Source organism: Saccharopolyspora antimicrobica, from assembly GCF_003635025.1.
In the GTDB taxonomy this organism is placed as follows: Bacteria; Actinomycetota; Actinomycetes; order Mycobacteriales; family Pseudonocardiaceae; genus Saccharopolyspora; species Saccharopolyspora antimicrobica.
In genome coordinates this window covers 3,245,795-3,265,847 of record NZ_RBXX01000002.1, presented here as the reverse complement: position 1 = coordinate 3,265,847, position 20,053 = coordinate 3,245,795, and the positions used below count along the sequence as shown (strand labels likewise).

21 protein-coding genes are annotated in these 20,053 nt (G+C 71.4%); 7 read left to right on the top strand and 14 right to left on the bottom strand.

What is annotated here, in order from left to right; all coding sequences use genetic code 11:
* Positions 1-28 precede the first annotated feature (28 nt).
* The 7 genes from ATL45_RS15950 to ATL45_RS15920 all read right to left on the bottom strand — a co-directional run bounded on the left by ATL45_RS15950 (position 29) and on the right by ATL45_RS15920 (position 7,611).
* Positions 29-709, bottom strand: a complete 681-nt coding sequence (locus ATL45_RS15950) for a response regulator (protein WP_093145679.1) — start codon at positions 707-709, stop codon at positions 29-31.
* Entirely contained in the window at positions 706-1,950 is a 1,245-nt protein-coding gene (locus ATL45_RS15945; protein WP_211841238.1) for a sensor histidine kinase, read from the bottom strand. The genes ATL45_RS15950 and ATL45_RS15945 overlap by 4 nt, the downstream gene beginning before the upstream one ends.
* Before the next feature lie 296 nt (positions 1,951-2,246).
* Positions 2,247-2,990: a phosphoglyceromutase gene (locus ATL45_RS15940; protein WP_093145677.1), complete on the bottom strand. Its 744-nt coding sequence runs from the start codon at positions 2,988-2,990 to the stop codon at positions 2,247-2,249.
* Positions 2,991-3,504: 514 nt separating this feature from the next.
* Entirely contained in the window at positions 3,505-4,329 is an 825-nt protein-coding gene (locus tag ATL45_RS15935) for a DUF4349 domain-containing protein (protein ID WP_246025376.1), read from the bottom strand.
* A 63-nt stretch (positions 4,330-4,392) separates the two neighbouring features.
* Positions 4,393-4,905, bottom strand: coding sequence for a type III secretion system chaperone family protein (locus ATL45_RS15930; RefSeq protein WP_093145676.1), 513 nt, complete (start codon positions 4,903-4,905; stop codon positions 4,393-4,395).
* Positions 4,902-6,197, bottom strand: a complete 1,296-nt coding sequence (gene mshA, locus ATL45_RS15925) for a D-inositol-3-phosphate glycosyltransferase (protein ID WP_170210254.1) — start codon at positions 6,195-6,197, stop codon at positions 4,902-4,904. Before mshA ends, ATL45_RS15930 begins: the two co-directional genes overlap by 4 nt.
* Positions 6,198-6,471: 274 nt before the next feature.
* A complete protein-coding gene (locus tag ATL45_RS15920) occupies positions 6,472-7,611 on the bottom strand; it encodes a L,D-transpeptidase (protein ID WP_246025375.1) in 1,140 nt (379 codons plus the stop codon).
* A 220-nt stretch (positions 7,612-7,831) separates the two neighbouring features.
* On the opposite strand from ATL45_RS15920, the gene ATL45_RS15915 reads away from it, so the two are divergent.
* The gene (locus ATL45_RS15915; RefSeq protein ID WP_246025374.1) at positions 7,832-8,578 is read left to right on the top strand and encodes an SDR family NAD(P)-dependent oxidoreductase; all 747 of its coding nucleotides are present in this window, start codon (positions 7,832-7,834) and stop codon (positions 8,576-8,578) included.
* Positions 8,579-8,725: 147 nt separating this feature from the next.
* Here the strand turns inward: ATL45_RS15915 and ATL45_RS15910 are convergent, their stop codons facing one another.
* Both ATL45_RS15910 and ATL45_RS15905 read right to left on the bottom strand, forming a co-directional pair.
* On the bottom strand, positions 8,726-9,700 hold the full coding sequence (locus ATL45_RS15910; RefSeq protein WP_246025373.1) for a chymotrypsin family serine protease: 975 nt from the start codon (positions 9,698-9,700) through the stop codon (positions 8,726-8,728).
* A 122-nt stretch (positions 9,701-9,822) separates the two neighbouring features.
* On the bottom strand, positions 9,823-10,929 hold the full coding sequence (locus tag ATL45_RS15905) for a UDP-N-acetylmuramate dehydrogenase (protein ID WP_093145672.1): 1,107 nt from the start codon (positions 10,927-10,929) through the stop codon (positions 9,823-9,825).
* Positions 10,930-10,966: 37 nt separating this feature from the next.
* Here ATL45_RS15905 and ATL45_RS15900 point away from each other — a divergent pair, with 37 nt between their 5' ends.
* The 3 genes from ATL45_RS15900 (at position 10,967) to ATL45_RS15890 (ending at position 13,278) form a co-directional block, all read left to right on the top strand.
* Positions 10,967-11,476 (top strand): DUF2505 domain-containing protein, encoded by a 510-nt coding sequence (locus ATL45_RS15900; protein WP_093145671.1) that lies wholly within the window; start codon positions 10,967-10,969, stop codon positions 11,474-11,476.
* The gene (locus tag ATL45_RS15895; RefSeq protein WP_093145670.1) at positions 11,455-12,330 is read left to right on the top strand and encodes a class I SAM-dependent methyltransferase; all 876 of its coding nucleotides are present in this window, start codon (positions 11,455-11,457) and stop codon (positions 12,328-12,330) included. Before ATL45_RS15900 ends, ATL45_RS15895 begins: the two co-directional genes overlap by 22 nt.
* Before the next feature lie 207 nt (positions 12,331-12,537).
* Entirely contained in the window at positions 12,538-13,278 is a 741-nt protein-coding gene (locus ATL45_RS15890; RefSeq protein ID WP_093145669.1) for a maleylpyruvate isomerase N-terminal domain-containing protein, read from the top strand.
* A gap of 1 nt (position 13,279) precedes the next feature.
* Here ATL45_RS15890 and ATL45_RS15885 read toward each other — a convergent pair whose 3' ends face one another.
* A complete protein-coding gene (locus ATL45_RS15885) occupies positions 13,280-14,599 on the bottom strand; it encodes an MFS transporter (protein ID WP_211841237.1) in 1,320 nt (439 codons plus the stop codon).
* Between ATL45_RS15885 and ATL45_RS15880 the strand changes: the two genes are divergently transcribed.
* Positions 14,491-15,390 (top strand): AraC family transcriptional regulator, encoded by a 900-nt coding sequence (locus ATL45_RS15880; RefSeq protein ID WP_342775340.1) that lies wholly within the window; start codon positions 14,491-14,493, stop codon positions 15,388-15,390. The genes ATL45_RS15885 and ATL45_RS15880 overlap by 109 nt on opposite strands.
* Before the next feature lie 271 nt (positions 15,391-15,661).
* Positions 15,662-16,534, top strand: a complete 873-nt coding sequence (purU, locus tag ATL45_RS15875; RefSeq protein ID WP_093145667.1) for a formyltetrahydrofolate deformylase — start codon at positions 15,662-15,664, stop codon at positions 16,532-16,534.
* 8 nt (positions 16,535-16,542) lie between these two features.
* Here purU and ATL45_RS15870 read toward each other — a convergent pair whose 3' ends face one another.
* The gene (locus ATL45_RS15870) at positions 16,543-17,598 is read right to left on the bottom strand and encodes an alkene reductase (protein ID WP_093147130.1); all 1,056 of its coding nucleotides are present in this window, start codon (positions 17,596-17,598) and stop codon (positions 16,543-16,545) included.
* Between the two features lie 60 nt (positions 17,599-17,658).
* On the opposite strand from ATL45_RS15870, the gene ATL45_RS15865 reads away from it, so the two are divergent.
* The gene (locus tag ATL45_RS15865; protein ID WP_093147129.1) at positions 17,659-18,015 is read left to right on the top strand and encodes a MerR family transcriptional regulator; all 357 of its coding nucleotides are present in this window, start codon (positions 17,659-17,661) and stop codon (positions 18,013-18,015) included.
* Positions 18,016-18,224: 209 nt separating this feature from the next.
* Here the strand turns inward: ATL45_RS15865 and ATL45_RS15860 are convergent, their stop codons facing one another.
* From ATL45_RS15860 to ATL45_RS15850, 3 genes are read right to left on the bottom strand one after another with little or no spacing between them, the layout of a single operon-like run.
* Positions 18,225-18,773 (bottom strand): YbaK/EbsC family protein, encoded by a 549-nt coding sequence (locus ATL45_RS15860; RefSeq protein WP_093145666.1) that lies wholly within the window; start codon positions 18,771-18,773, stop codon positions 18,225-18,227.
* A gap of 42 nt (positions 18,774-18,815) precedes the next feature.
* A complete protein-coding gene (locus tag ATL45_RS15855) occupies positions 18,816-19,508 on the bottom strand; it encodes an alpha/beta fold hydrolase (RefSeq protein WP_235863614.1) in 693 nt (230 codons plus the stop codon).
* A 38-nt stretch (positions 19,509-19,546) separates the two neighbouring features.
* Entirely contained in the window at positions 19,547-19,846 is a 300-nt protein-coding gene (locus ATL45_RS15850) for a DUF2516 family protein (RefSeq protein WP_439332457.1), read from the bottom strand.
* Positions 19,847-20,053: the final 207 nt, after the last annotated feature.

Genomic DNA, 20,053 nt, shown 5'->3' with positions numbered 1-20,053 from the left:
AGTCGTGCTCCCGGTCACGCGAGCGGGATCACGCTTCGAACTTGTAGCCCAGGCCACGCACCGTGATCAGGTAGCGCGGATCGGCCGGGTTCGGCTCGACCTTCGAGCGCAGCCGCTTGACGTGCACGTCCAGCGTCTTGGTGTCGCCGACGTAGTCGGCGCCCCACACCCGGTCGATCAGCTGACCGCGGGTGAGCACCCGGCCGACGTTGCGCAGCAGGTACTCCAGCAGGTCGAACTCCTTCAACGGCAGGTTGACGTCCTCGCCGTCGACGGTCACCACGTGCCGCTCCACGTCCATCCGCACCGGCCCGGCGGCCAGCACCTGCGGCTGCAGCTCCTCGGCCTCGCCGCGGCGGCGCAGCACCGCGCGCACCCGCGCGATCAGCTCGCGCGCCGAGTACGGCTTGGTCACGTAGTCGTCGGCGCCCAGCTCCAGGCCCACGACCTTGTCGATCTCGCTGTCCCGCGCCGTCACCATGATCACCGGCACCGAGGAGCGCTGGCGCAGCTGCTTGCACACGTCGGTGCCGCTCATGCCGGGCAGCATCAGGTCGAGCAGCACGATGTCCGCGCCGTTGCGGTCGAACTCGTCCAACGCCTCCGGACCGTTCGCGGCGACTGCCGCCGTGAAGCCCTCCTTGCGCAGCAGGAAAGCGAGCGGGTCGGCGAAGGACTCCTCGTCCTCCACGATCAGCACCCTGGTCACCGGACTCCTCCCGTTTCGACGGCTGCGACGCCGTCGGCACCCTCGTTCCCGGAACGGATGACTCCGCCGGGGCGGTCCTTTGTTGCCACCGCGTCGACGACCGGTTGGCCGTCGGTCGTGCGAGCGCCGTGCCTGGGCACCCGAAGCGTGAAGGTCGAGCCGGTGCCGGTGCGGCTCCACAGCTTGACCTCGCCACCGTGGTTGGCGGCCACGTGCTTGACGATGGCCAGGCCGAGGCCGGTGCCACCGGTGGCGCGCGAGCGGGCCGGGTCGACCCGGAAGAACCGCTCGAAGACCCGCTCGTGGTACTCCGGCTCGATGCCGATGCCGCGGTCGGTCACCGCGACCTCCACGAAGTCCCCGGACAGGCGGCGGCTGATCGACACCGGGCTGCCCGGCGGCGAGTACGACACCGCGTTGTCGATCAGGTTGCTCAGCGCGGTGACCAGCAGCGTCCGGTCCCCGTCCAGCAGGTGGCCGGTGGGCTCGTCGACGGCGATCTCGATGCCCGCGGACTCCGCGCCGAGCCGGCAGCGGCCCAGCGCCTCCTCGACCACGTCGTCGACGTTGATCGTGGTCATCTCGGGCAGCGCCTCGGCGCCCTGCAAGCGGGACAGCGCGATCAGCTCGGAGACCAGGGTCCCCAGCCTGGTCGACTCGTGCAGGATCTTGGTGGAGAACCGCCGCACCTCTTCAGCATCGTCGGCGGCGTCCAGGACCGCCTCCGCGAGCAGCGCGAGCGCCCCGACCGGGGTCTTCAACTCGTGGCTGACGTTGGCGACGAAGTCGCGGCGGGTGGCCTCCAGGCGCACCGAGTCGGACTCGTCGGCGGCGTCGACGACGGCGAAACCGTCGCCCAGCGGGCGGACCTCGCCGAGCACCGCGGCCGGGCCGCGACCGCGCATCGCGGGGCGCTCGGTCAGCGGGGAGAGGTCGACGGGAACGGCTTCACCGGTGGCCAGGGCCTGCTCGGCGGCCTTGCGGGCGCGCGCGTCGGCCCGGTGGTCCCGGATGACGCCGAGCTCGTCGGCCCGGGGGTTGTGCAGCACCACGTCGCCGAACTTGTTGAGCAGGACGACGCCGCTGGCACTCGTGTGCACCAGCCGCTGGAGCAGCTCCGCGACGGTCGGGCCCTCGGGTTTGCCGCGGCCGTAGAACCGGAGTCTCGCGATGACGAAGCCACCGGCCGCACCCACCAGGAGCACGGCGATGATCAGGGCGGTGTAGCCCAATGCGGTCACGCGAGCATCGTAAGCGCGCCGGGGTGGGGAAAGGCCAGTCTACGAGGGCGTTCCGTGATACCCGTGACACGAATCGGTGGCTTCTTCACCTCGACTTCACCCGGCGCTGGTGACCAGTTCACGAACCGCAGGGCCGCCAGTAGCAGTCCGTTCGCCACCACGGCGATTTCCCGCCATCCATCCCCCACCCGAGTGACGACCGCAGGGCACCTTCCGAGCCGGATCGGAAAGCGCGAAGGGCGCCTTCCGCCGGGTCGGTCGGCGGAAGGCGCCCTTCACCTCGGCGCGTTCCGGGGTCAGCGGCCCTGGTTGGCGACCGCGGCCGCGGCCTTCTCCGCCGCCTCCGGGTCGAGGTAGGTGCCGCCCGGGTTGACCGGCTTGAAGTTCTCGTCCAGGTCGTAGCGCAGCGGGATGCCGGTGGGGATGTTCAGGCCCGCGATGGCGTCGTCGGAGATGCCGTCGAGGTGCTTGACCAGCGCGCGCAGCGAGTTGCCGTGCGCGGCGACCAGCACGGTGCGGCCGGCCCGCAGGTCCGGCACGATCGCCGACTCCCAGTACGGCAGCAGCCGGACCACCACGTCCTTCAGGCACTCGGTGCGCGGCAGGTCCGCGCCGAGGTCGGCGTAGCGCGGGTCGGCGTCCTGGCTGAACTCGCTGCCGAGCTCGATCTCCGGCGGCGGCGTGTCGTAGGAGCGGCGCCAGAGCATGAACTGCTCCTCGCCGTAGGTCTCCAGGGTCTGCTTCTTGTTCTTGCCCTGCAGCGCGCCGTAGTGGCGCTCGTTGAGCCGCCAGTCGCGGCGCACCGGGATCCAGTGCCGGTCGGCCACGTCCAGCGCCATGTTCGCCGTGGAGATCGCCCGCCGCAGCAGCGAGGTGTGCAGCACGTCCGGCAGCGCACCGGCCTCGCGCAGGAGCTCACCGCCGCGCTCGGCCTCCGCCTCCCCCTTCTCGGACAGCGGGACGTCCACCCAGCCGGTGAACAGGTTCTCGGCGTTCCACGTGCTCTCGCCGTGCCGCAGCAGCACCAGGGTCGAAGTCATATGCCCAGGCTATCGAGGCGTTCCGCCGCGGAGGCCGCCGACCGCCTTCAGCGCGCGCCGCGCGGTGCCGATGAATCCCGGCGGAGGCCGCCGGGAACAGCGCTCGGGAACGCGCCGTGACCGGCGAATTTGGTTGCTCACTTCACTCGACGGTTATCCGATCACAGCAGCAACGTGACACGAAAGTGGCGGCCATCACCTTCGTTCGAAAAACGAAGGCAGTTTGATTCCTTTGCGTTACTTTTCGCTTTGAACATCACACTAATGGAGTAATGTGGCGGCCTTGTGGCAGCTGCATGACTCTGCGAAGTTGACAAAGCTCTCCTTGATCGGCTCCCACGCACTCCCCGATCACGCGAGAGCATCAACGCGGTCCGCATCCCCCATCGGACCGCGCCCGCCGGGCCCCGGGTGCCCCCCGCCCAACGGCCCGTCAGGCGGGACCCCCGCGTGGGGCGGCTCGAGCTCGTGACTCCCCCTCTCTCCCGAGCCGCCCCCGCGGTCCAGCCGAGGATCAGAGCGACTTCTTGAGCGCCTTCCGACGGCGCAGCCAGAGGTGGAGGCCGAACGCCGGGACCACCAGGGCCGCCGCGAAGGGGAGAACAGCGCCCAGCGTCGTGAGGATGACCGCGCCGGTCGCGGTGAGCGCCCGCCAGCCCGCGCTGAGACCCGCCAGGAAGCCCGTGTCCTCATCGGCCACCACCGGCTGGCTCTCCAGGCGGACCGTGACCGTCGCCAGCTGCACCTGCGAGGACATCGCCGCTTCCCGGCGCTGGAGCGATTCCAGCTCCGTTTCGCGCGAGGTCAGCTCCGACTCGATCGAGACGATGTCGGTGACCGTCTCCGCCCTGGCCATCAGCTCGCGGAGGCGCTGCACGCTGGCCTGCTGGGAGTCGATCCGGCTGCGGGTGTCCACGAGCTGGTCGGTGACGTCCTCGGCCTGCTGGCTGCGCGAGGTCACGCGCCCCAGCGCGGACAGCTCGCCCAGCGCCCGGTCCAGCTCCGCGGCCGGGATCCGGAGGGTCATCGTGTTGCTCGACCGGTAACCGGTCTCCTGCTCCAGGTAGCCGCCGACCGCCTCGGCCCGGCGGCGCACCTCCGCGCTCGCGCCGGCGACGTCGTCCACCTCGACGTCCAGCTCCGCGGTGCGGATCACCTCGCGCTGCTGGTCGGTCGAGAAGTCCTGCTGCTCCTTCGAGAAGTCCTGCTGCGCTGCCGAGTAGTCGGAGCTGCGCTGCGGCGCCAGTTCGCGCGCGCTGCTACCGGATTCCACCGACGAGGAACACCCCGCGACCAACCCGGCCAGGACCACGGCCAGCAGGGACCAACGTAATCGCACCTTCGACTCCTCCACCTCGGTTCGGACAAAGCGAGGACGGAGCGGTGCGATCTTCCGGTTGCACTACTGCTGGTCGGGCCCGGGTTCGAGCGGGCCGTCGCGCTCCACGAGCGCGCGGAACGGCTGCAGGTTCGCCAGCGACTCGCCGCGCGACTCGCGCCAGCCCCACTCCCGGCGGATGGAGGTGGCGAACCCGAGTTCCAGCAGCGCGTTGAAGTCGCCGTCGGCGGCTTCCAGCACCTGGCCGAGCACCCGGTCCAGCTCCTCGGCGGTCACCGCGTGCAGGCCGATCCGGCCGACCAGGTAGATGTCGCCCGCGGCGTCGAGCGTGTAGTGCACGCCGTAGAGCTTTGCGTTGCGGCGCAGCAGGAACCGGTACACCTCGGCGTGCGCCTCGTCGGGCTGCCTGCACACGAAGGCCTCGACGACCAGCGCGTGCTCGGCCACCACCAGCCAGCAGTTGGTCTGCAGCTTCTTGGTGCCGGGCAGCGTGACGAAGAACCGGCCCCGCCCCTCCTGCCGGTGCTCCAGCCCGTTCTCGTCCAAAGTGGACTTGATCACCTCGTCGAGGCTCACGCGGTCACCTCCCGGACGTGCAGTTGCTCGTGGAAGGCCATCTTCGCCTGCGCGTAGGCGTCCAGTAGCGCCTCGGTGGTGTTCCGCCACGAGAACCGCGTCGCGTGCGCCGTCGTGCCTGCCGCCAGCCGGGCCCGCAGCCGCGGATCGCGCACGACGGAACCCAGCGCGTCGGCCCACTGCCCGGTGCGGTGCCCGTCCACCAGCAGCCCGGACACGCCGTCGTCGACGGCGACCGGCAACCCGCCGACCGCCGCGGCCACCACCGGCGTCCCGCAGGCCTGCGCCTCCAGGGCGACCATCCCGAACGACTCGTTGTAGCTGGGCACCGCGATGACGTCGGCAGCCCGGTAGACCGCGGCCAGCGCAGCTCCCGAGCGCGGCGGCAGGAACCGCACCACATCGGTGATCGCCAGCTCCGCGGCGAGCTCCTGCAGCGCGCGCGGCCGCTCCAGCCCGCTGCCGGAGGGCCCGCCGACGACCAGCACGACCAGGCGTTCGCGCAGCTCCGGGTGCCGCGCCAGCAGTTCCGCGGTGGCCCGCAGCAGCACGTCCGGGGCCTTCAGCGGCTGGATCCGGCCGACGAAGGCGAGCGTGACGGCGTCGATGGGCAGGTCCAGCTCGGCGCGCGCGACCGCGCGGTCGCCCGGGGTGAACACGTCCAGGTCGACGCCGGGCGGGATGGTCGCGATCGAGGCCGGGTCGGCGTCGTAGCGGTCGACCAGGTCGGCGGCCTCGAACTCGGTGTTGGCCACCAGCACGTCGGCCTGCTCGACGATCTGCTCCTCGCCCAGCACGCGAACCCGCGGCTCCGGGGAGTCGCCGACGGCGAGATTGGCGTTCTTGACCTTGGCGAGGGTGTGCGCGGTGTGCACCAGCGGCACGCCCCAGCGCTCCCGCGCCAGCCACCCGACCTGCCCGGACAGCCAGTAGTGCGAGTGCACGATGTCGTAGTGACCGGGCTCGTGGCGCGCCTCGACGCGCAGCGCCCCGGCGGCGAAGGCGCACAGCTGCGACGGCAGCTCGTTCTTGTCCAGGCCTTCGAAGGGCCCGGCGACGACGTTGCGGACCAGCACGCCGGGCGCGAGCTCGGCGATCGGCGGGACGTCCGAGGAGGTGGCCCGGGTGAAGATCTCGACCTCGGTGCCGAACTCGGCGAGCTGCCGCGCGGTCTGCGCGATGTAGACGTTCATGCCCCCGGCATCGCCGGTGCCGGGCTGTTCCAGCGGCGAGGTGTGCAACGAGAAGACGGCCGCGCGGCGCGGCCGCATGCGTAACGTTCTGGAGGTCATCTGCTGTCCATCGCGAGCGGGACGCCCCGAGGTCACGGAGCGCACGTGGAACCCGACGTCCGGCGCGGCGGGAAACATTCCCGCAACACCAGGCCAACGCTCGACGCTACCGCCAAGACCCCGCAGGACCCGCCGTCCGACCGGCCCCGGGTGGCGCTACTCACACGTGTGAAAGATCGACGGCGGTGGCCGGGATGACCACCGCCGTCGAGCCCTTGTCCTTCAAACGCCGGAGACGCTTAGCCCACCTGCGCAGCTCGCGCGGGCAGGTTCGTCAGGCCGCTGACTTGGCCTGCCACTGGTCCCAGCTGAGGAGCCAGTCGTAGACGTCGTACTGCGGGGGCATGCTGCTCGCCGAGCCGGAGACCTCGACCGGGTCGCCGATCAGCGCGCTGTCGTAGTACTTCTTCGCGTCCGCCGCGCTGAGATTGATGCAGCCGTGCGAGTTGTTGACCTTGCCCAGGGCCGCCGCGTTCTCCTGGTTCTCGTGGATGAACTCGCCGTGGTTGGAGAACCGGGCCGCCCACGTCTTGCGCACGTCGCGGTAGCCGTAGCGGGGGTTGTCCATGATCTCCACCGGGTTCTTCTCCATGATGATGAAGGTCCCGTTGGGCGTGTTGCGGCCCGGGTCGTACTCCTCGCCGTAGCTGGCCGCGTAGCTGGCCACCTGCTCGCCGTCGCGCAGCACCACCAGCCGGTGCGTGTTCACGTCGGCCTTCACGATCTGCGCCCGGCCGATGTCGAAGTCGGTGGTCAGGTCGGCCAGGCCGTAGGCGCCGCCGCCGTAGGCCAGGCCGTAGAGCTTGGCGCTGACGCTGACCCGCGTGTTGGCCGGCCAGTACTCCTTCGGCCGCCAGTCGACCTGCCGGTCGGACAGCCACGCCCAGGCGCCCTCGACCGGGACCGAGGTCTGCACGTTCAGCGCCCGCTGCACGGCCGCCTTGTCCTGGACCGGCTCGTCGAACTTGACGCTGATCGGCATCGCGATGCCGACCTCGGCCTCGTCGGTCGGGTTGATGGTGGCGCGGATGGTCCGCTGCGGCTGCAGGGTGGTGAAGCTGCCCTGCACCGGGACCTGCTTGCCGTCCTCGCCGGTGGCCTGCCCGGACCAGGTGTAGGTCTTGCCGTAGCCGAGGGCCGTGGTCGCCTGCCAGCTCTTGCCGTCCGGCGCGAGCTGCCCCTCCACCTGCTTGCCCTCGGCGTTGGTCAGCTGGACGGAGTCGAACCTGCCGCGCTCGACGCCCGCCTTGACCGGCACCGCCGGGTTGACCTCGGCCGCGCCCGCGCCCGGTTCGAAGGAGACCTTCGCGACCGGTTCGGCGGGCGCCCGGTCTTCCGGTGCGGACGTCCCGCAGCCGGAGATCAGCAGCACCGCCGCGAGCGCAGTCCACAGCAGCCGCAGCTTGGAACTCACCTTCGATTCCCTTCCGAGAAATTGCGACCTCGCTGTCCGCTTTGCCGAATTCGGCGGACAGCGGGCGAAAAATGACCCTCATTCACAAATACGCCTGGAGCCCGGCGAGGCGCATTGCCCTCCCAGTGTGTCCTGTCACATCGATCGGGTGATGGCGAGGCCCTCCCGGTGACGTGATCGGATGGTGGGGGCAACCCGAAACCGGCGGGAGGACGTAGACGTGAGCACAAGTTCTGCAGGTCGCTGGGCCGTGGTCACCGGGGCGAGTTCCGGCATCGGCGCCGCCACCGCGCGGCAGCTCGCCGCGGCGGGATTCACCGTCGTCCTGGGCGCGCGGCGGACCGACCGGTTGACCGCGCTGGCCGAGGAGATCGGCGGCAAGGCGCTGCCGCTGGACGTCACCGACCAGGAATCGGTGGACGCGTTCGTCGCGGAAGTGCCCGAGTGCCACGTGCTGATCAACAACGCCGGCGGCGCCAAGGGCCTGGCCAAGATCGCCGACGCGGTCGAGGACGACTGGCGCTGGATGTGGGAGACCAACGTGCTCGGCACGCTGCGCGTCACCCGCGCGCTGCTGCCGAAGCTGGTGGCCTCCGGCGACGGCCACGTGGTGACGGTGACCTCGGTGGCGGCGACCGGCGTCTACGACAACGGCGGCGGCTACACCTCGGCCAAGCACGCGCAGGGCGCGCTGCACCGCACGCTGCGCGGTGAGCACCTGGGCGAGCCGGTGCGGTTCACCGAGATCGCGCCGGGCGCGGTGGAGACGGAGTTCTCCGAGGTGCGCTTCGCCGGCGACAAGGAGCGCGCGGCGGCCGTGTACCGCGGCATCACCCCGCTGACCGCCGACGACATCGCCGACGTCATCACCTTCGCGGTGACCCGCCCGCCGCACGTGAACCTCGACTTCATCGAGGTCAAGCCCCGCGACCAGCACTCCGCGACCCGGATGCACCGCCACGAGTGACGAGAACGCCGTGAGCGCTCCGGAGCGTCGCAGCGCCCCGGAGCGCTCTTTCGGCCAGGCGATCGGGCCGCACCGCGAGGAGCAGCGCACAACGGCACGAGCTGAGGTTCCGCCACCGGCACCGCCACGCAGAACGAGCACGAACCGTCAGGCGTGGATGCGCTGGGGCTCGATGCAGAGCTCCACGTCCAGTTCCGCCAGGACGTCCGCGATGGGGCTGGCGAAGCCGACCGCTCCGTCGCAGCTGCCCGCGACGTGCAGGCCGACCACCCGACCGCCCGGGCCGAGCACGGCCGCACCGGCGTCGCCGGGCCCGCAGAAGCGCGCCTCCGGACCCACCACGCGGATCTGCTCGCGCAGGATGCGGACACCGAGGGCTTCGCCGTGGTCGATCCGAAGCGTCGCGTCGACCGAGGTCACGACGCCGACGGTCACCGCGGTGCCGAAGCCGTGCTTGCGCACCCGCTCGCCCGGGTAGGCCGTCGCGGGCCCGGTGATCGGGCCGATGCCCTCGACCACGCAGGTCGTCGCCGACCCCGGCGCTAAAGCGACCGCCGCCGCGTCCACCCGACCGGACAGCGCGGCCCGCGCGAGCTCGGCGTGCACCCGCCCGCCCTCCGGGTCGAGCATTCGGTCGCCCACCGACCAGCCGTCGTCCAGGCAGCCCACGTCGAACGTGGTCAGGCCCATCGGGACCACCATCGGCGCGGCACCGGTCACCAGCGCGCCCAGCGTGCCGATCCGCCGGTGCGGACCGGCCGCCGCGACCTCCGGTGGCACGAGGTGGACGGCGCGGCACGGCGCGATCCCGCTGCCGCCGGAGATCACCCCGGGCCGCTCGGCGCGCCGCGGTCGCGGCGTCAGCGGCTCGTTCTCGGCGCAGTGGATGTGCTGCAGGACCGGCTGCTCCTCGATGACGTCGGTCGGGATGCCGAAGACGTCCGCGGGCACGCAGGCACCGGGTTTCAGCTGCTCGCGCGGCGTCTTGCGCACCACCGACACCACGATGACCTGTTGGCCGGTGCTGCGTCCGGCGCGGTGCTGCGCGCCGATGTCGACAGCCGTCACTCCGGGCAGGTCGAGCAGCTGATCCTCGACGGCCCGTTTGATCGGGCGTATCACGGCCCGATCCCTAAGCTCCCTGATGCTCAGCATGGTGGCCCCCTCCACCTACACCATTTAACACTCAGGGTTACGCATCAGTCACGAAGAGTCACTCTTACGGCCGTTCGGCTCTTCGGCTGCTACAGCGAACAGTCCACCAAGACGGGCTCGGGTGCCAGCGAAACGCCGAAGGCCACGCGTACTCCATCCCGAACTTCACGCGCAAGAATGAGCAGGTCCGAGGTGGTGGCGCCGCCGCGGTTGGTCAGCGCGAGGGTGTGCTTGGTGGACAGTCCCGCCCGGCCGCCCGGCCCCCGGTGGCCCTTGGCGAACCCGGCGCGCTCGATGAGCCACGCCGCGGACAGCTTGACCCCGCCGTCGGCCGGGTACTGCGGGATCCGCTGGTCGGTGCCGACGCGCGCGGTGATGCGCGCCAGCACCTCGGGCAGCTCGGCCTCGCCGACGATCGGGTTGGTGAAGAACGAGCCGGCGCTCCAGGTGTCGTGGTCGGCCGGGTCGAGCACCATGCCCTTGCCGCGCCGCAGCGCCAGCACGGCCTCGCGCGCGCTCGCCACGTCAACCTGGGTGCCCGGCTCGACGTCGAGCGCGCGGGCCAGCTCGCCGTACCGGATCGGCGCCGAGCGGTCGTCGTCGCGCAGCATGAACCGGACGCGCAGCACCACGGCGGCGTCGCTGTGCTTGAGGACGCTGTTGCGGTAGGTCAGTCCCAGCTCACCGGCCGGGACGGTGCGGACCTGGCCGGTGCGCCGGTCGAGCAGATCGACCGAGACCAGCAGCTCCGAGACCTCCACGCCGTACGCGCCGACGTTCTGCACCGGCGTCGCGCCGGTCAGGCCGGGGATGCCGGACAGGCACTCCAGCCCGCCCAGGCCTTGGCGCGCGGTGTCGGCGACGACCTCGTCCCAGTCCTCGCCCGCCTCCGCGGTCAGCTGCACCAGCCCGTCGCCGACGCTGTCGTACTGGCGGCCCTTGGTGGCGATGCGCACCACGTGGCCGTCGAACCCCTCGTCGGCCACCACGACGTTCGACCCTCCGCCCAGCACCAGCAGGCGGTGCCCGCCCGCGTCGGCCGCGCGCACCGCGTCGGTGATCTCGTCGGGCCGGGTCGCGACCACCAGACCGGCAGCCGGGCCGCCCAGCCGCAGGGTGGTGTGGTCGGCCAGCGGGACACCGGTGCGCTCGCCGGGCAGCGCTGTGTCGCCGCGCACTTCTTCGGCACCGGACATGGAGGGGTTCACGGTTGCCAAAGGTAACCTCCGCTGCATGGCACGCCGCATCGAGCACCGAAGCACCTCCGAGTGGCCCGCGGTCCGGTTGTACGAGGCGCTGATCGACATCGACTACCTCAACGACCGCTTGGAGGAGCTCGGCGGCACCAACGCCGAGCTGGTGCAGCACGTGGCGACCGACGACGGCGCGCGGTTCCAGATCCGCCACTCGGTGCCCGCCGACTCGCTGCCCTCGGTGGCGCGCACCATGGTCGGCAGCGATCTGACGATCGACCGCAGCGAGTCGTGGCGGCGCGAGGAGGACGGGCACTACACCGGCGAGATCGCCGCCGAGATCGCCGGGGCGCCGTGCACCATCACCGGCTCGATGTGGCTGCGCGACGTGGCCGAATCGGCCGACAGCGAGTTCGTGGTGGCGGGCAGCGTGCGGGTCAACGTGCCGTTCGTGGGCGGCAAGATGGAGGACCTCGTCGCCGACCAGGTGCAGAAGCTGCTCAGCGCCGAGGAGCGCTTCACCGCCGAATGGCTGGCCCGCCGGGCATGACGTCGGTCCCGAAGAAGCGGGCACCGCGGCTGGCCGCCGGCCGGGCCCGCGCTCTGGGCATGCCCACCAGGGGCACGACGAACCCGAACCGGCTGCGCCGCGTCGACCGCTGGATCCTCGGCACGCCGTGGGTCGCGGGCGCGGTGCGGGACGCGGCGGAACCGGTGGTGATCGACCTCGGCTACGGCGCGACGCCGGTGACCACCGTGGAACTGGCCGATCGGCTGCGCCCGCTGCACCCGGCGCTGCGGGTGGTCGGCCTGGAGATCGACCCGGACCGGGTCGCGGCGGGCAAGGCGGTGGCCGATCCGCCCGCGCTGGAGTTCCGCCGCGGCGGCTTCGAGCTGGCCGGGCTGGCCGCCGGGGTCCGCGACTTCCCCGGCCCGGCGCTGGTGCGCGCGTTCAACGTGCTCCGGCAGTACTCCGAGGCGGAGGCGTGGAAGTACTGGGACGAGCTGTGCGCCCGGCTGGGCCCGGACGGGCTGCTGGTGGAGGGCACCTGCGATGAGATCGGGCGCCGCTGCTGCTGGGTGGTGCTGGACCGCGGCGGGCCGCTGACCTTCACCATGGCCTGCCTGCCCTCGGACCTGGAGAAGCCCTCCGACCTGGCCGAACGACTGCCCAAGACGCTGATCCACCGCAACGTGCCGGGCGAGAAGGTGCACGCGATGCTCGCGGAGCTCGACGCCTGCTGGGCGACGGCGGCGCCGATGGCCCCGTTCGGCCCCCGGGCCCGCTGGGCGCACGCGGTGCGGTTGTTCGCCGACCGCGGCTGGCCGGTCCTGGACCGGCACCGCCGCTGGCGCCTCGGCGAGCTGACCGTGCCCTGGTCCACCGTCGCGCCCGACCGCTGACTCCGCGCTCCCCGACCTCCACGCGATTTCAATGGAAATCAGACGTCCGATTTCAATGGAAGTTGCGCACCGTCGGCGTGTCGGGTCCCGACACACCGGAGCCTGGGGACGACCCGCGCGATTTCAATGGAAATCAGGTCTCCGATTTCCATTGAAATCGTGTCTTCGGCAGGGCCCGCGGAGGGCTTGCGGGCCTAGGGTGGGGGCATGGCGAGCGAGTTCCTGCAGCACGCTTTTCACGACCAGGCCGTGGCCTTCCGCAGCGCCGCGCTCCAGGCCGGGCCGAACACCGAGGTCTCGACCTGCCCGGGCTGGGACGTCCGGCAGCTGGTGCAGCACCTGGCGCAGGCGTACGTCAGGATCGAGCGCTCGCTGCACCTGGAACCGGGCAGTCCCCGACCCGAAGTGCCGCGTCCACCGGCCGATTTCGACGACGTGCTGACCTGGTGGGACGAGCGGCTGGCCGACCTGCGGCACTCGTTGTCCACAGTGGATCCGGATCGGCCGGTGCGGTGGTTCCACCCCGGCGGCACACCGCGCACCTGGCTCCGGCGGGCAACGCACGAGACGGCGATCCACCGCCTGGACGCCGAACACGCCCTCGCCGGACTGGGCCCGGACCACGTGCACGAGCTGATCTTCGACCCGGAGCTGGCCGCCGACGGCATCGACGAGTTCCTCGTCTCGCTGCTCCCGCTCGGCGACTGGTCCGGCTCCGAGATCGAGGGCGAGGTGCTCGTGCACGCACCGGACGCGGGCAGGGCGTGGCTGGTGGAGTTCCGGCCGGGCGAACCGCCGCAGGCCGGACCGGCGAGCGGCACCGCGCTGGAGGCCGACGCGACGATCGCCGGCACGGCCGACGCGGTGTACCGGCGGGTCTGGGGCCGCCCGAGCACGGCCGTGGTCACAGGTGACACCGCGCTGGCCGACCTGATCGCCGGCCGCTGAGTCAGCCGACCGGCTCGGCCTCGCGCTGCTCGGTCCGCGACCGCTTGAGCAGCACCAGCGCGAACACCGCCAGCAGCCCGGCGAGGCAACCGCTGACGATCGCCGCCACCTGCAAGCCGGAGGTGAATCCCGCACGCGCCACGTCCGCCAGCGCCGGAACCGCCGCGCCGCCGCCCAGGTTTCCCGCGACCTCGGCGACCACGTCCGACGGGACGCCCTCCGGCGCGGAGGTCCGCACGTGGTCGCGGTACACCGCCGAAACGAGGCTGCCGGTGGCGGCGATGCCGAAGGCCAGGCCGAGTTCGTAGCTGGTCTGCCCGATCGCGGAGGCCTGCCCGGCCTTCTCCGGAGCGGCGGCGCTCACCGCGATGTTCGTCCCCAGCACGGTGATCGGCGCGAGCCCCAGCATCATCACGGTCGTGCCCGCGGTCACCGTCGCGACTCCCGGCGAGGTGGCGATCAGCGCGAACCCGGCGATCGCGACCACCGCACCCGCGGCGATCACGCGGGCCGGTCCCGCGCGGCGGGCCAGCAGCGGCGTCAGCTGCGATCCGAGCGCCAGCCCGACGGCGGGCAGCACCATCAGCAGTCCCGCTTCCAGCGACGCCACGCCGCCGACGAGCTGGAGGTACTGGGGCATCAGGTACTCCACGCCGTTCATCGCGGCCAACCCGGTGAACAGCAGCAGCGGCGCGGCGACGAAGGTCCTGTCGCGGAACAGGCCGAGGTCCAGCGGCGTCGCGTCGGGATCGGCGAGCTCGGGGACCGTGGCCGGGCATCCGATCAGCGCGACCACCAGGACCGGCACTCCGACCAGGAACACCGAGCCCCACCAGAAGTGCGCCAGCAGCACGCCGCTGAGCACCGGTCCCAGCGCGATCCCGGTGGACAACGTGGTCACCCACAGCGCGATGGCCCTGGCCCGGCGCCGGGTGTCCGGGAACATCCCGGAGATCAAGGCCAGCGTGGACGGGATGATGGCCGCGCTGGAGGTTCCGAGCATCACTCGGGCCACGATCAGCACCGCCGGGCTCCACGCGTAGGCGGCGAGCAGCGAGGCGGCGGTGAACACGGCCAGACCGATCATCAGCAGGCGGCGACGGCCGAACCGGTCGCCGATGTTCCCGCCGAGCACCAGCAGGCAGGCCATCGCGAAGCCGTAGCTGTCGTTGATCCACAGCAGTTCGGTGCTGGTCGGGCCCAGATCCGCGGATAGCTGCGGGACCGCCATCCACAGCACTCCGAGGTCGACGGCCAGCAGCAGCGTGGGCAGCAGCAGGAAGGCGAGGCCAGTGCGCTGTCCCGCCTCTCCGCGATTCACAGTGGTGGTCGCGTCCGACTGAATCTCACGTTTCGCGGTTTCTTGTGGTCGGGTTGCGTCACGCCGTCCGGCTCGGGCTGCACGACGAGGCCATCGTGCGAGGACCATTCTCGGTCTCCGACGGCCCGACGACCGCGGGGCGCGACAGGTGCGCGCACCAGGGCATGCGCGGCGAGATCAGCGGGCCGACGGTGCTGCTCACCGGCACTTACCAGGTGCGGGGCAGCGTTTCGCAGCGAGTGCTGGCCGCGCTGCCGCCGATCGCCCTGCTGCCGGCCGCCGCGGCCGACTGCCCGACCCTGGACCTGATCGTCGACGAGATCCAGCAGGACAAGCCGGGCCGCCAGGCGATGCTGGACCGGCTGCTCGACCTGCGCCTGGTCGCCACCCTGCGGGAGTGGTTCGACCGCGCGGACTCCGGCGCCCCGGCCTGGTACCGGGCTCACCAGGACCCGCACGTCGGCCGGGCCCTGCGCCTCGTCCACGAGAACCCGGCACAGCCGTGGACGGTGGCGAAGCTGGCCGCCGAAGCGGGCCTGGCGCGGGCGACGTTCGCGGAGCGGTTCCGCGAGCTCGTCGGCCAGCCGCCGATGACCTACCTCGCGGAATGGCGCATCGCCCAAGCCGCCGACCGGCTGGCGCGAACCGACGCAACGGTCGACGCCATCGCCCACCAGGTCGGCTACTCCAACGCCTACGCCCTCAGCGTCGCCTTCAAGCGCACGCTCGGCATCCGCCCCACCGAGCACCGAGCCGCCACCCGAGACGCACCCGCTGTCCAAACCCGGTGATCACTTTCCGGTGATTCCGCACCGAAGCACAACCAGGGCCCCACCTGCGCAAACACCAGTCCAGCGGTCGGCTGGTCGATTTCGCGCGCAATCGACCGTCACCCGGGTGAACGCCGATTTCGCGCGAAATCGACCAGGGCCCGGGTGAAGCGAGGCGGCCGTTGGGGCGACCGGACGGCGTGGCGGGTTGCTCCCGGGGCCTTGTCGCGGACGTCACGACAGGGTCGCCCCTGAGCTGCAGAGCCTCCGCCACCTGGGATAATGACTGATCGTGAGCACTCCCGAGCGGCGTTTCGTGATCAGCTTCGGCTGCCCTGACCGGACCGGCATCGTGGCCCGGATTTCGACCTTCCTCGCCGATTTCGGCGGTTGGATCGTCGAGGCCGGCTACCACACCGATCTCGAGACCGGCTGGTTCTTCACCCGGCAGGAGGTCCGCGCCGACTCGCTGCCGTTCGGCATCGACGAGCTGCGCGAGCGGTTCGCCGCCGTGGCCGAGGAGTTCGGCGGTGAGAGCAGCTGGCGCGTCTCGGACACCGGCGAGCGCCGCCGGGTGGTGGCCCTGGTGTCCAAGGACGGCCACTGCCTGCACGACCTGCTCGGCCGGATCAGCTCCGGCGAGCTGGAGGTGGACCTGCGCGCGGTGATCGGCAACCACCCGAACCTCGGCCCGATCACCGAAGCGCACGGCATCCCGTTCCACCACGTGCCCTTCGGCAAGACCCCGGAGGAGAAGGCGGATGCCTTCAGCCAGGTCCAGAAGCTGGTGGACGAGCACGACCCGGATGCGATCGTGCTGGCCCGCTTCATGCAGATCCTGCCGCCCGAGCTGTGCGAGGAGTGGGCGGGCCGCGCGCTGAACATCCACCACAGCTTCCTGCCGTCGTTCGCCGGCGCCCGGCCCTACCACCAGGCCTACGACCGCGGCGTGAAGCTGATCGGCGCCACCTGCCACTACGTGACGGCGGAGCTGGACGCCGGCCCGATCGTCGAGCAGGACGTGATCCGCGTGGACCACACCGACGACGTGGCGGACATGGTCCGCAAGGGCCGCGACATCGAGAAGCTGGTGCTGGCCCGAGGCCTCCGCGCCCACCTCGAAGACCGCGTCCTGGTCCACAACCGCCGCACCGTGGTGTTCTGACCCGCCGATCAGGTCGCGGCCGGGTAGTCGACGTAGCCCTGCGGGCCGTGGGTGTAGAGGGTGCCCTCCTCGACCTCGGCCAGCGGGGCTCCGGCGGCGAAGCGCTGCGGCAGATCCGGGTTGGAGATGAACAGCCGGCCGAAGGAGACCAGGTCAGCGCCCTGCTCTTCGATCAGCGCCGCGCCGGACTCCGCCGTCGTCGGATGCCCGAAACCGGTGTTGCCGATCAGCGTTCCGGTCCAACGTGGACGGATGTCGCGCAGCGCCCGGTAGCGGCTGTTGTCGGTCAGGTGCAGATACGCGAGGCCCAGCGGTTCCAGGGCGCCGACCAGCTCCCGGTACACCGGCGCCGGATCGGCTTCGACGAGCCCGGTGAGCGGATTCCCCGGCGACAGGCGGATTCCGACCCGGCCCGCGCCGATCGCACCTGCCACCGCCTCGACCACCTCGACGGCGAACCGGATGCGCCCGGCGCCGCCGTACCGGTCGCCGCGGACGTTGGTGTTGTCGGCGAGGAACTGGTGCAGCAGGTAGCCGTTGGCGCCGTGCAGCTCGACCCCGTCGAAGCCCGCGTCGATCGCCCGCCGCGCCGAAGCCACGTGCTCGTCGATCGCCTGCGCGATGTCCGCCGTGGTCATCTCGCGCGGGACCAGTGCGCGCACCTTGCCGCTGGCGGTGTGCAGCTCGATGTCCGCAGGCACCGGCGAAGGCGCGATCGGGTGCAACCCGCCGAGGTTGTTGTCCGGAACGGTCAGCCGCCCGGCGTGCATGAGCTGCGCGAAGATCCGTCCTTCCGCGGCGTGAACGGCGCCGGTGATCGCGCGCCAGCCCACGACCTGTTCCGGCGAGACCAGGCCTGGCCCGCGCAAGGCGCCTTGCCCCTGCACGCTCGGCCAGATCCCCTCGGTCACGATCAGCCCGGCGCCCGCGCGCTGCGCGTAGTACTCCGCCACGAACGGCTGGGGAACGCCCTGTTCATCGCCCCGGAACCTGGTCATCGGGGCCATCACGATCCGGTTCGGCAGCGACATCGGTTCGTACGGCTTGAGCAGCGAGTTCGTCATGCCGATCACGGTAGAATCTGACGCGCGTGTCAGGTTCAACCGAAGGTGATGGAGCACACGATGCGGATCGGTGAACTGTCCCGGCGCACCGGGGCCAGCGTGCGCGCGCTCCGCTACTACGAGCAGCAGGGCCTGCTCTCCGCCACCCGCACCCCGGGCGGCCACCGGGAGTACGCCGCGTCCGATGTGGACAAGGTCGTCCTGGTGCAGCGGCTGATCAGCGCTGGTGTGCCGAGCGCGAAGATGGCCGAGATCTTCCCGTGCGTCTTCGGCGGGCATTCCAAGCCGACGACCGAAGTCGTCGCTGATCTCTGCGAGGAGCGGGAGCGGATCAACGGCATGATCGACGATCTGCTGGCCTCCCGAGCGATCCTCGACGACATGATCACCGACGCCCGGGAGGCCGCCAACGCATAGCCTTCCCGGTGGCGATCGGTCGCGAAAACGAAGCCGCGCCACGGGTTTTCGCGCGAAACCTTCCCCGCACGACCAGGAGCCGCCCGAACTCAGTCCACTTCGGACCGATACCTCTGCGGCTCCGGCAACTGCGGCGAGCAGGTCGTGGGGATGCGGGACTCGAAGCTGAGCGCGCAGCCGGGTTCCGGCCCGGCTGCGCACTCCCGACTTCAGCGGCCGAGGCCTTCCAGGACTTCTGCGTTCGGGAGGTTGGTCAGGGCCTCGCCCGGGGCGATCAGCTTGCTGCGGCGGACGCCGCTGCCGACCACCAGCGCCGGAGCCTTCGCCACCTCCGGGTCGATCAGGATCGGCCAGTCCGCCGGGAGGCCGAACGGGGTGATGCCGCCGTACTCCATGCTGGTCAGCTCGACCGCGTCGTCCATCGGGGCGAAGGACGCCTTGCGGACGTCCAGGCGGCGCTTGACCACGCCGTTGACGTCGGCGCGGGTCGTCGCCAGGACCACGCACGCCGCGTAGCGGACCTCGCCCGCGCGCTTGCCCGCGACGACCACGCAGTTCGCCGACAGCTCCAGCGGTGAGCCGTACTTCTCGCAGAACGCCGCGGTGTCCGCCAGGTCCGGGTCGATCTCGGTCGCGCCGATGCGCGCGTCGTCGAGCTGCCGGACCGACGTCGCCACCGGGTCGGCAAGCAGGTCGAGGCGCTCAAGCGCCGATGTCACGTCCAGCGTTCCTGCGGCCAAAGCCCAATCAGCACCCATGACACGACAATACGAACCGCCGCCGGCCACCGGTGGAGTGGCTCAGCCCAGGAAGTCCACCAGGAGTCCGCGCAGCTCGCGGCGGTGCGTGAGCATGGGCGCGGGCGAGGGGAAGATCTCCAGCCGCGCGCGGGCGAAGGCGGCGGCCACCGCCTTGGCCACCTCCGCCGGGTGCAGCGGGTCGTCGGTGGCGCCGACGACGAGCACGTCCGAGCCCACGGAGCCCAGCGGGGCCGCGTCGGCGAGCGGTGCTTGCTCGGGGAGTTCGCGGAGGGCGTCTTCGAGGCGCATCAACGCGGCCGCGCGCTGCTCGGCGTAGTCCCCGACCTCGGCGCCTGCCGGGAGATCCGCCGCGACGAGTTTCCGCAGCTCCTCCGGATCACCGACCGCGTCGGCGAGGCGTTCGAAGGACCAGGTCGCCGCGACGTCGCGGGGCCGGTCCAAGGCGGCCGGGAGCAGCAGTGCCAGCCGCTCGAACCGGTCCGGGTGCTCGGCGGCGATGCGGGTCAGCGCGCCCGCACCCAGCGAAACACCGACCGCACGCGTCGCTCCCACCTCGTCGGCGATCGCGAGGACGTCCGCGGCGATCGTCGCGTAGTTCCAGTAACCGGGCGGAGCGTCCGGGGCCTTGCCGTGCCCCGGCAGCGTGACGACGACGCGGGTGCCCGGCAGTCCGGACGACGGGATGCGGGCCTCGCCCTCGGTCGCGCCCAAACCGTGCACGACCAGCGTCACCGGCCCACCGCGGCCGTGCGTCGTCCAGCGGGACAGCACTACCAGGACCGCCCCTGGATCTCCCGCACCTTCGGGCGCACGTCGACGATGTAGACCAGCGAGGCGATCAGCCCGGCGATCCAGATGATCCCGTAGGGCCCGCGCTGGTCCAGGATCAGCAGCACCGCGGCGGCACCCGTGATGAGCAGCCACTTCGTCTTGCTCAGCTTGTCCACGGCGGTGAACGCGTCAGGACGCTGCAGCGCGGCGTGCACGAACGCGAAGACCCCGACCGGGATGCACACGATCCAGATCGCCACCAAGATCCACTGGTACAGAGCCAAGCCGGTGAAATCCACGCCTCCACCTTACGTGCCGGGCGTCCACGCGGGCACCCACCGACGGTCACCGGTGGTCGTGCGCGGTGAGCACGTCCACGGGCCCACGACCTCACCCGCACCGATCGGGGCGACCATCCGGTACCGACCTCGACTGGGCGATTTCAGTGGAACCTGCGAACCCTCCGGCATGTCGGACGACGACACACCGGAGGGCGTGCAATTTCA

Bases quoted from the DNA above. Each gene is read 5' to 3' on its own strand.
- ATL45_RS15940 (WP_093145677.1), bottom strand. From the start codon at position 2,990: ATGACTTCGACCCTGGTGCTGCTGCGGCACGGCGAGAGCACGTGGAAC.
- mshA (WP_170210254.1), bottom strand. From the start codon at position 6,197: ATGACCTCCAGAACGTTACGCATGCGGCCGCGCCGCGCGGCCGTCTTC.
- ATL45_RS15905 (WP_093145672.1), bottom strand. From the start codon at position 10,929: ATGTCCGGTGCCGAAGAAGTGCGCGGCGACACAGCGCTGCCCGGCGAG.
- ATL45_RS15900 (WP_093145671.1), top strand. From the start codon at position 10,967: ATGGCACGCCGCATCGAGCACCGAAGCACCTCCGAGTGGCCCGCGGTC.
- ATL45_RS15895 (WP_093145670.1), top strand. From the start codon at position 11,455: ATGGCTGGCCCGCCGGGCATGACGTCGGTCCCGAAGAAGCGGGCACCG.
- ATL45_RS15890 (WP_093145669.1), top strand. From the start codon at position 12,538: ATGGCGAGCGAGTTCCTGCAGCACGCTTTTCACGACCAGGCCGTGGCC.
- ATL45_RS15870 (WP_093147130.1), bottom strand. From the start codon at position 17,598: ATGACGAACTCGCTGCTCAAGCCGTACGAACCGATGTCGCTGCCGAAC.
- ATL45_RS15865 (WP_093147129.1), top strand. From the start codon at position 17,659: ATGCGGATCGGTGAACTGTCCCGGCGCACCGGGGCCAGCGTGCGCGCG.
- ATL45_RS15860 (WP_093145666.1), bottom strand. From the start codon at position 18,773: ATGGGTGCTGATTGGGCTTTGGCCGCAGGAACGCTGGACGTGACATCG.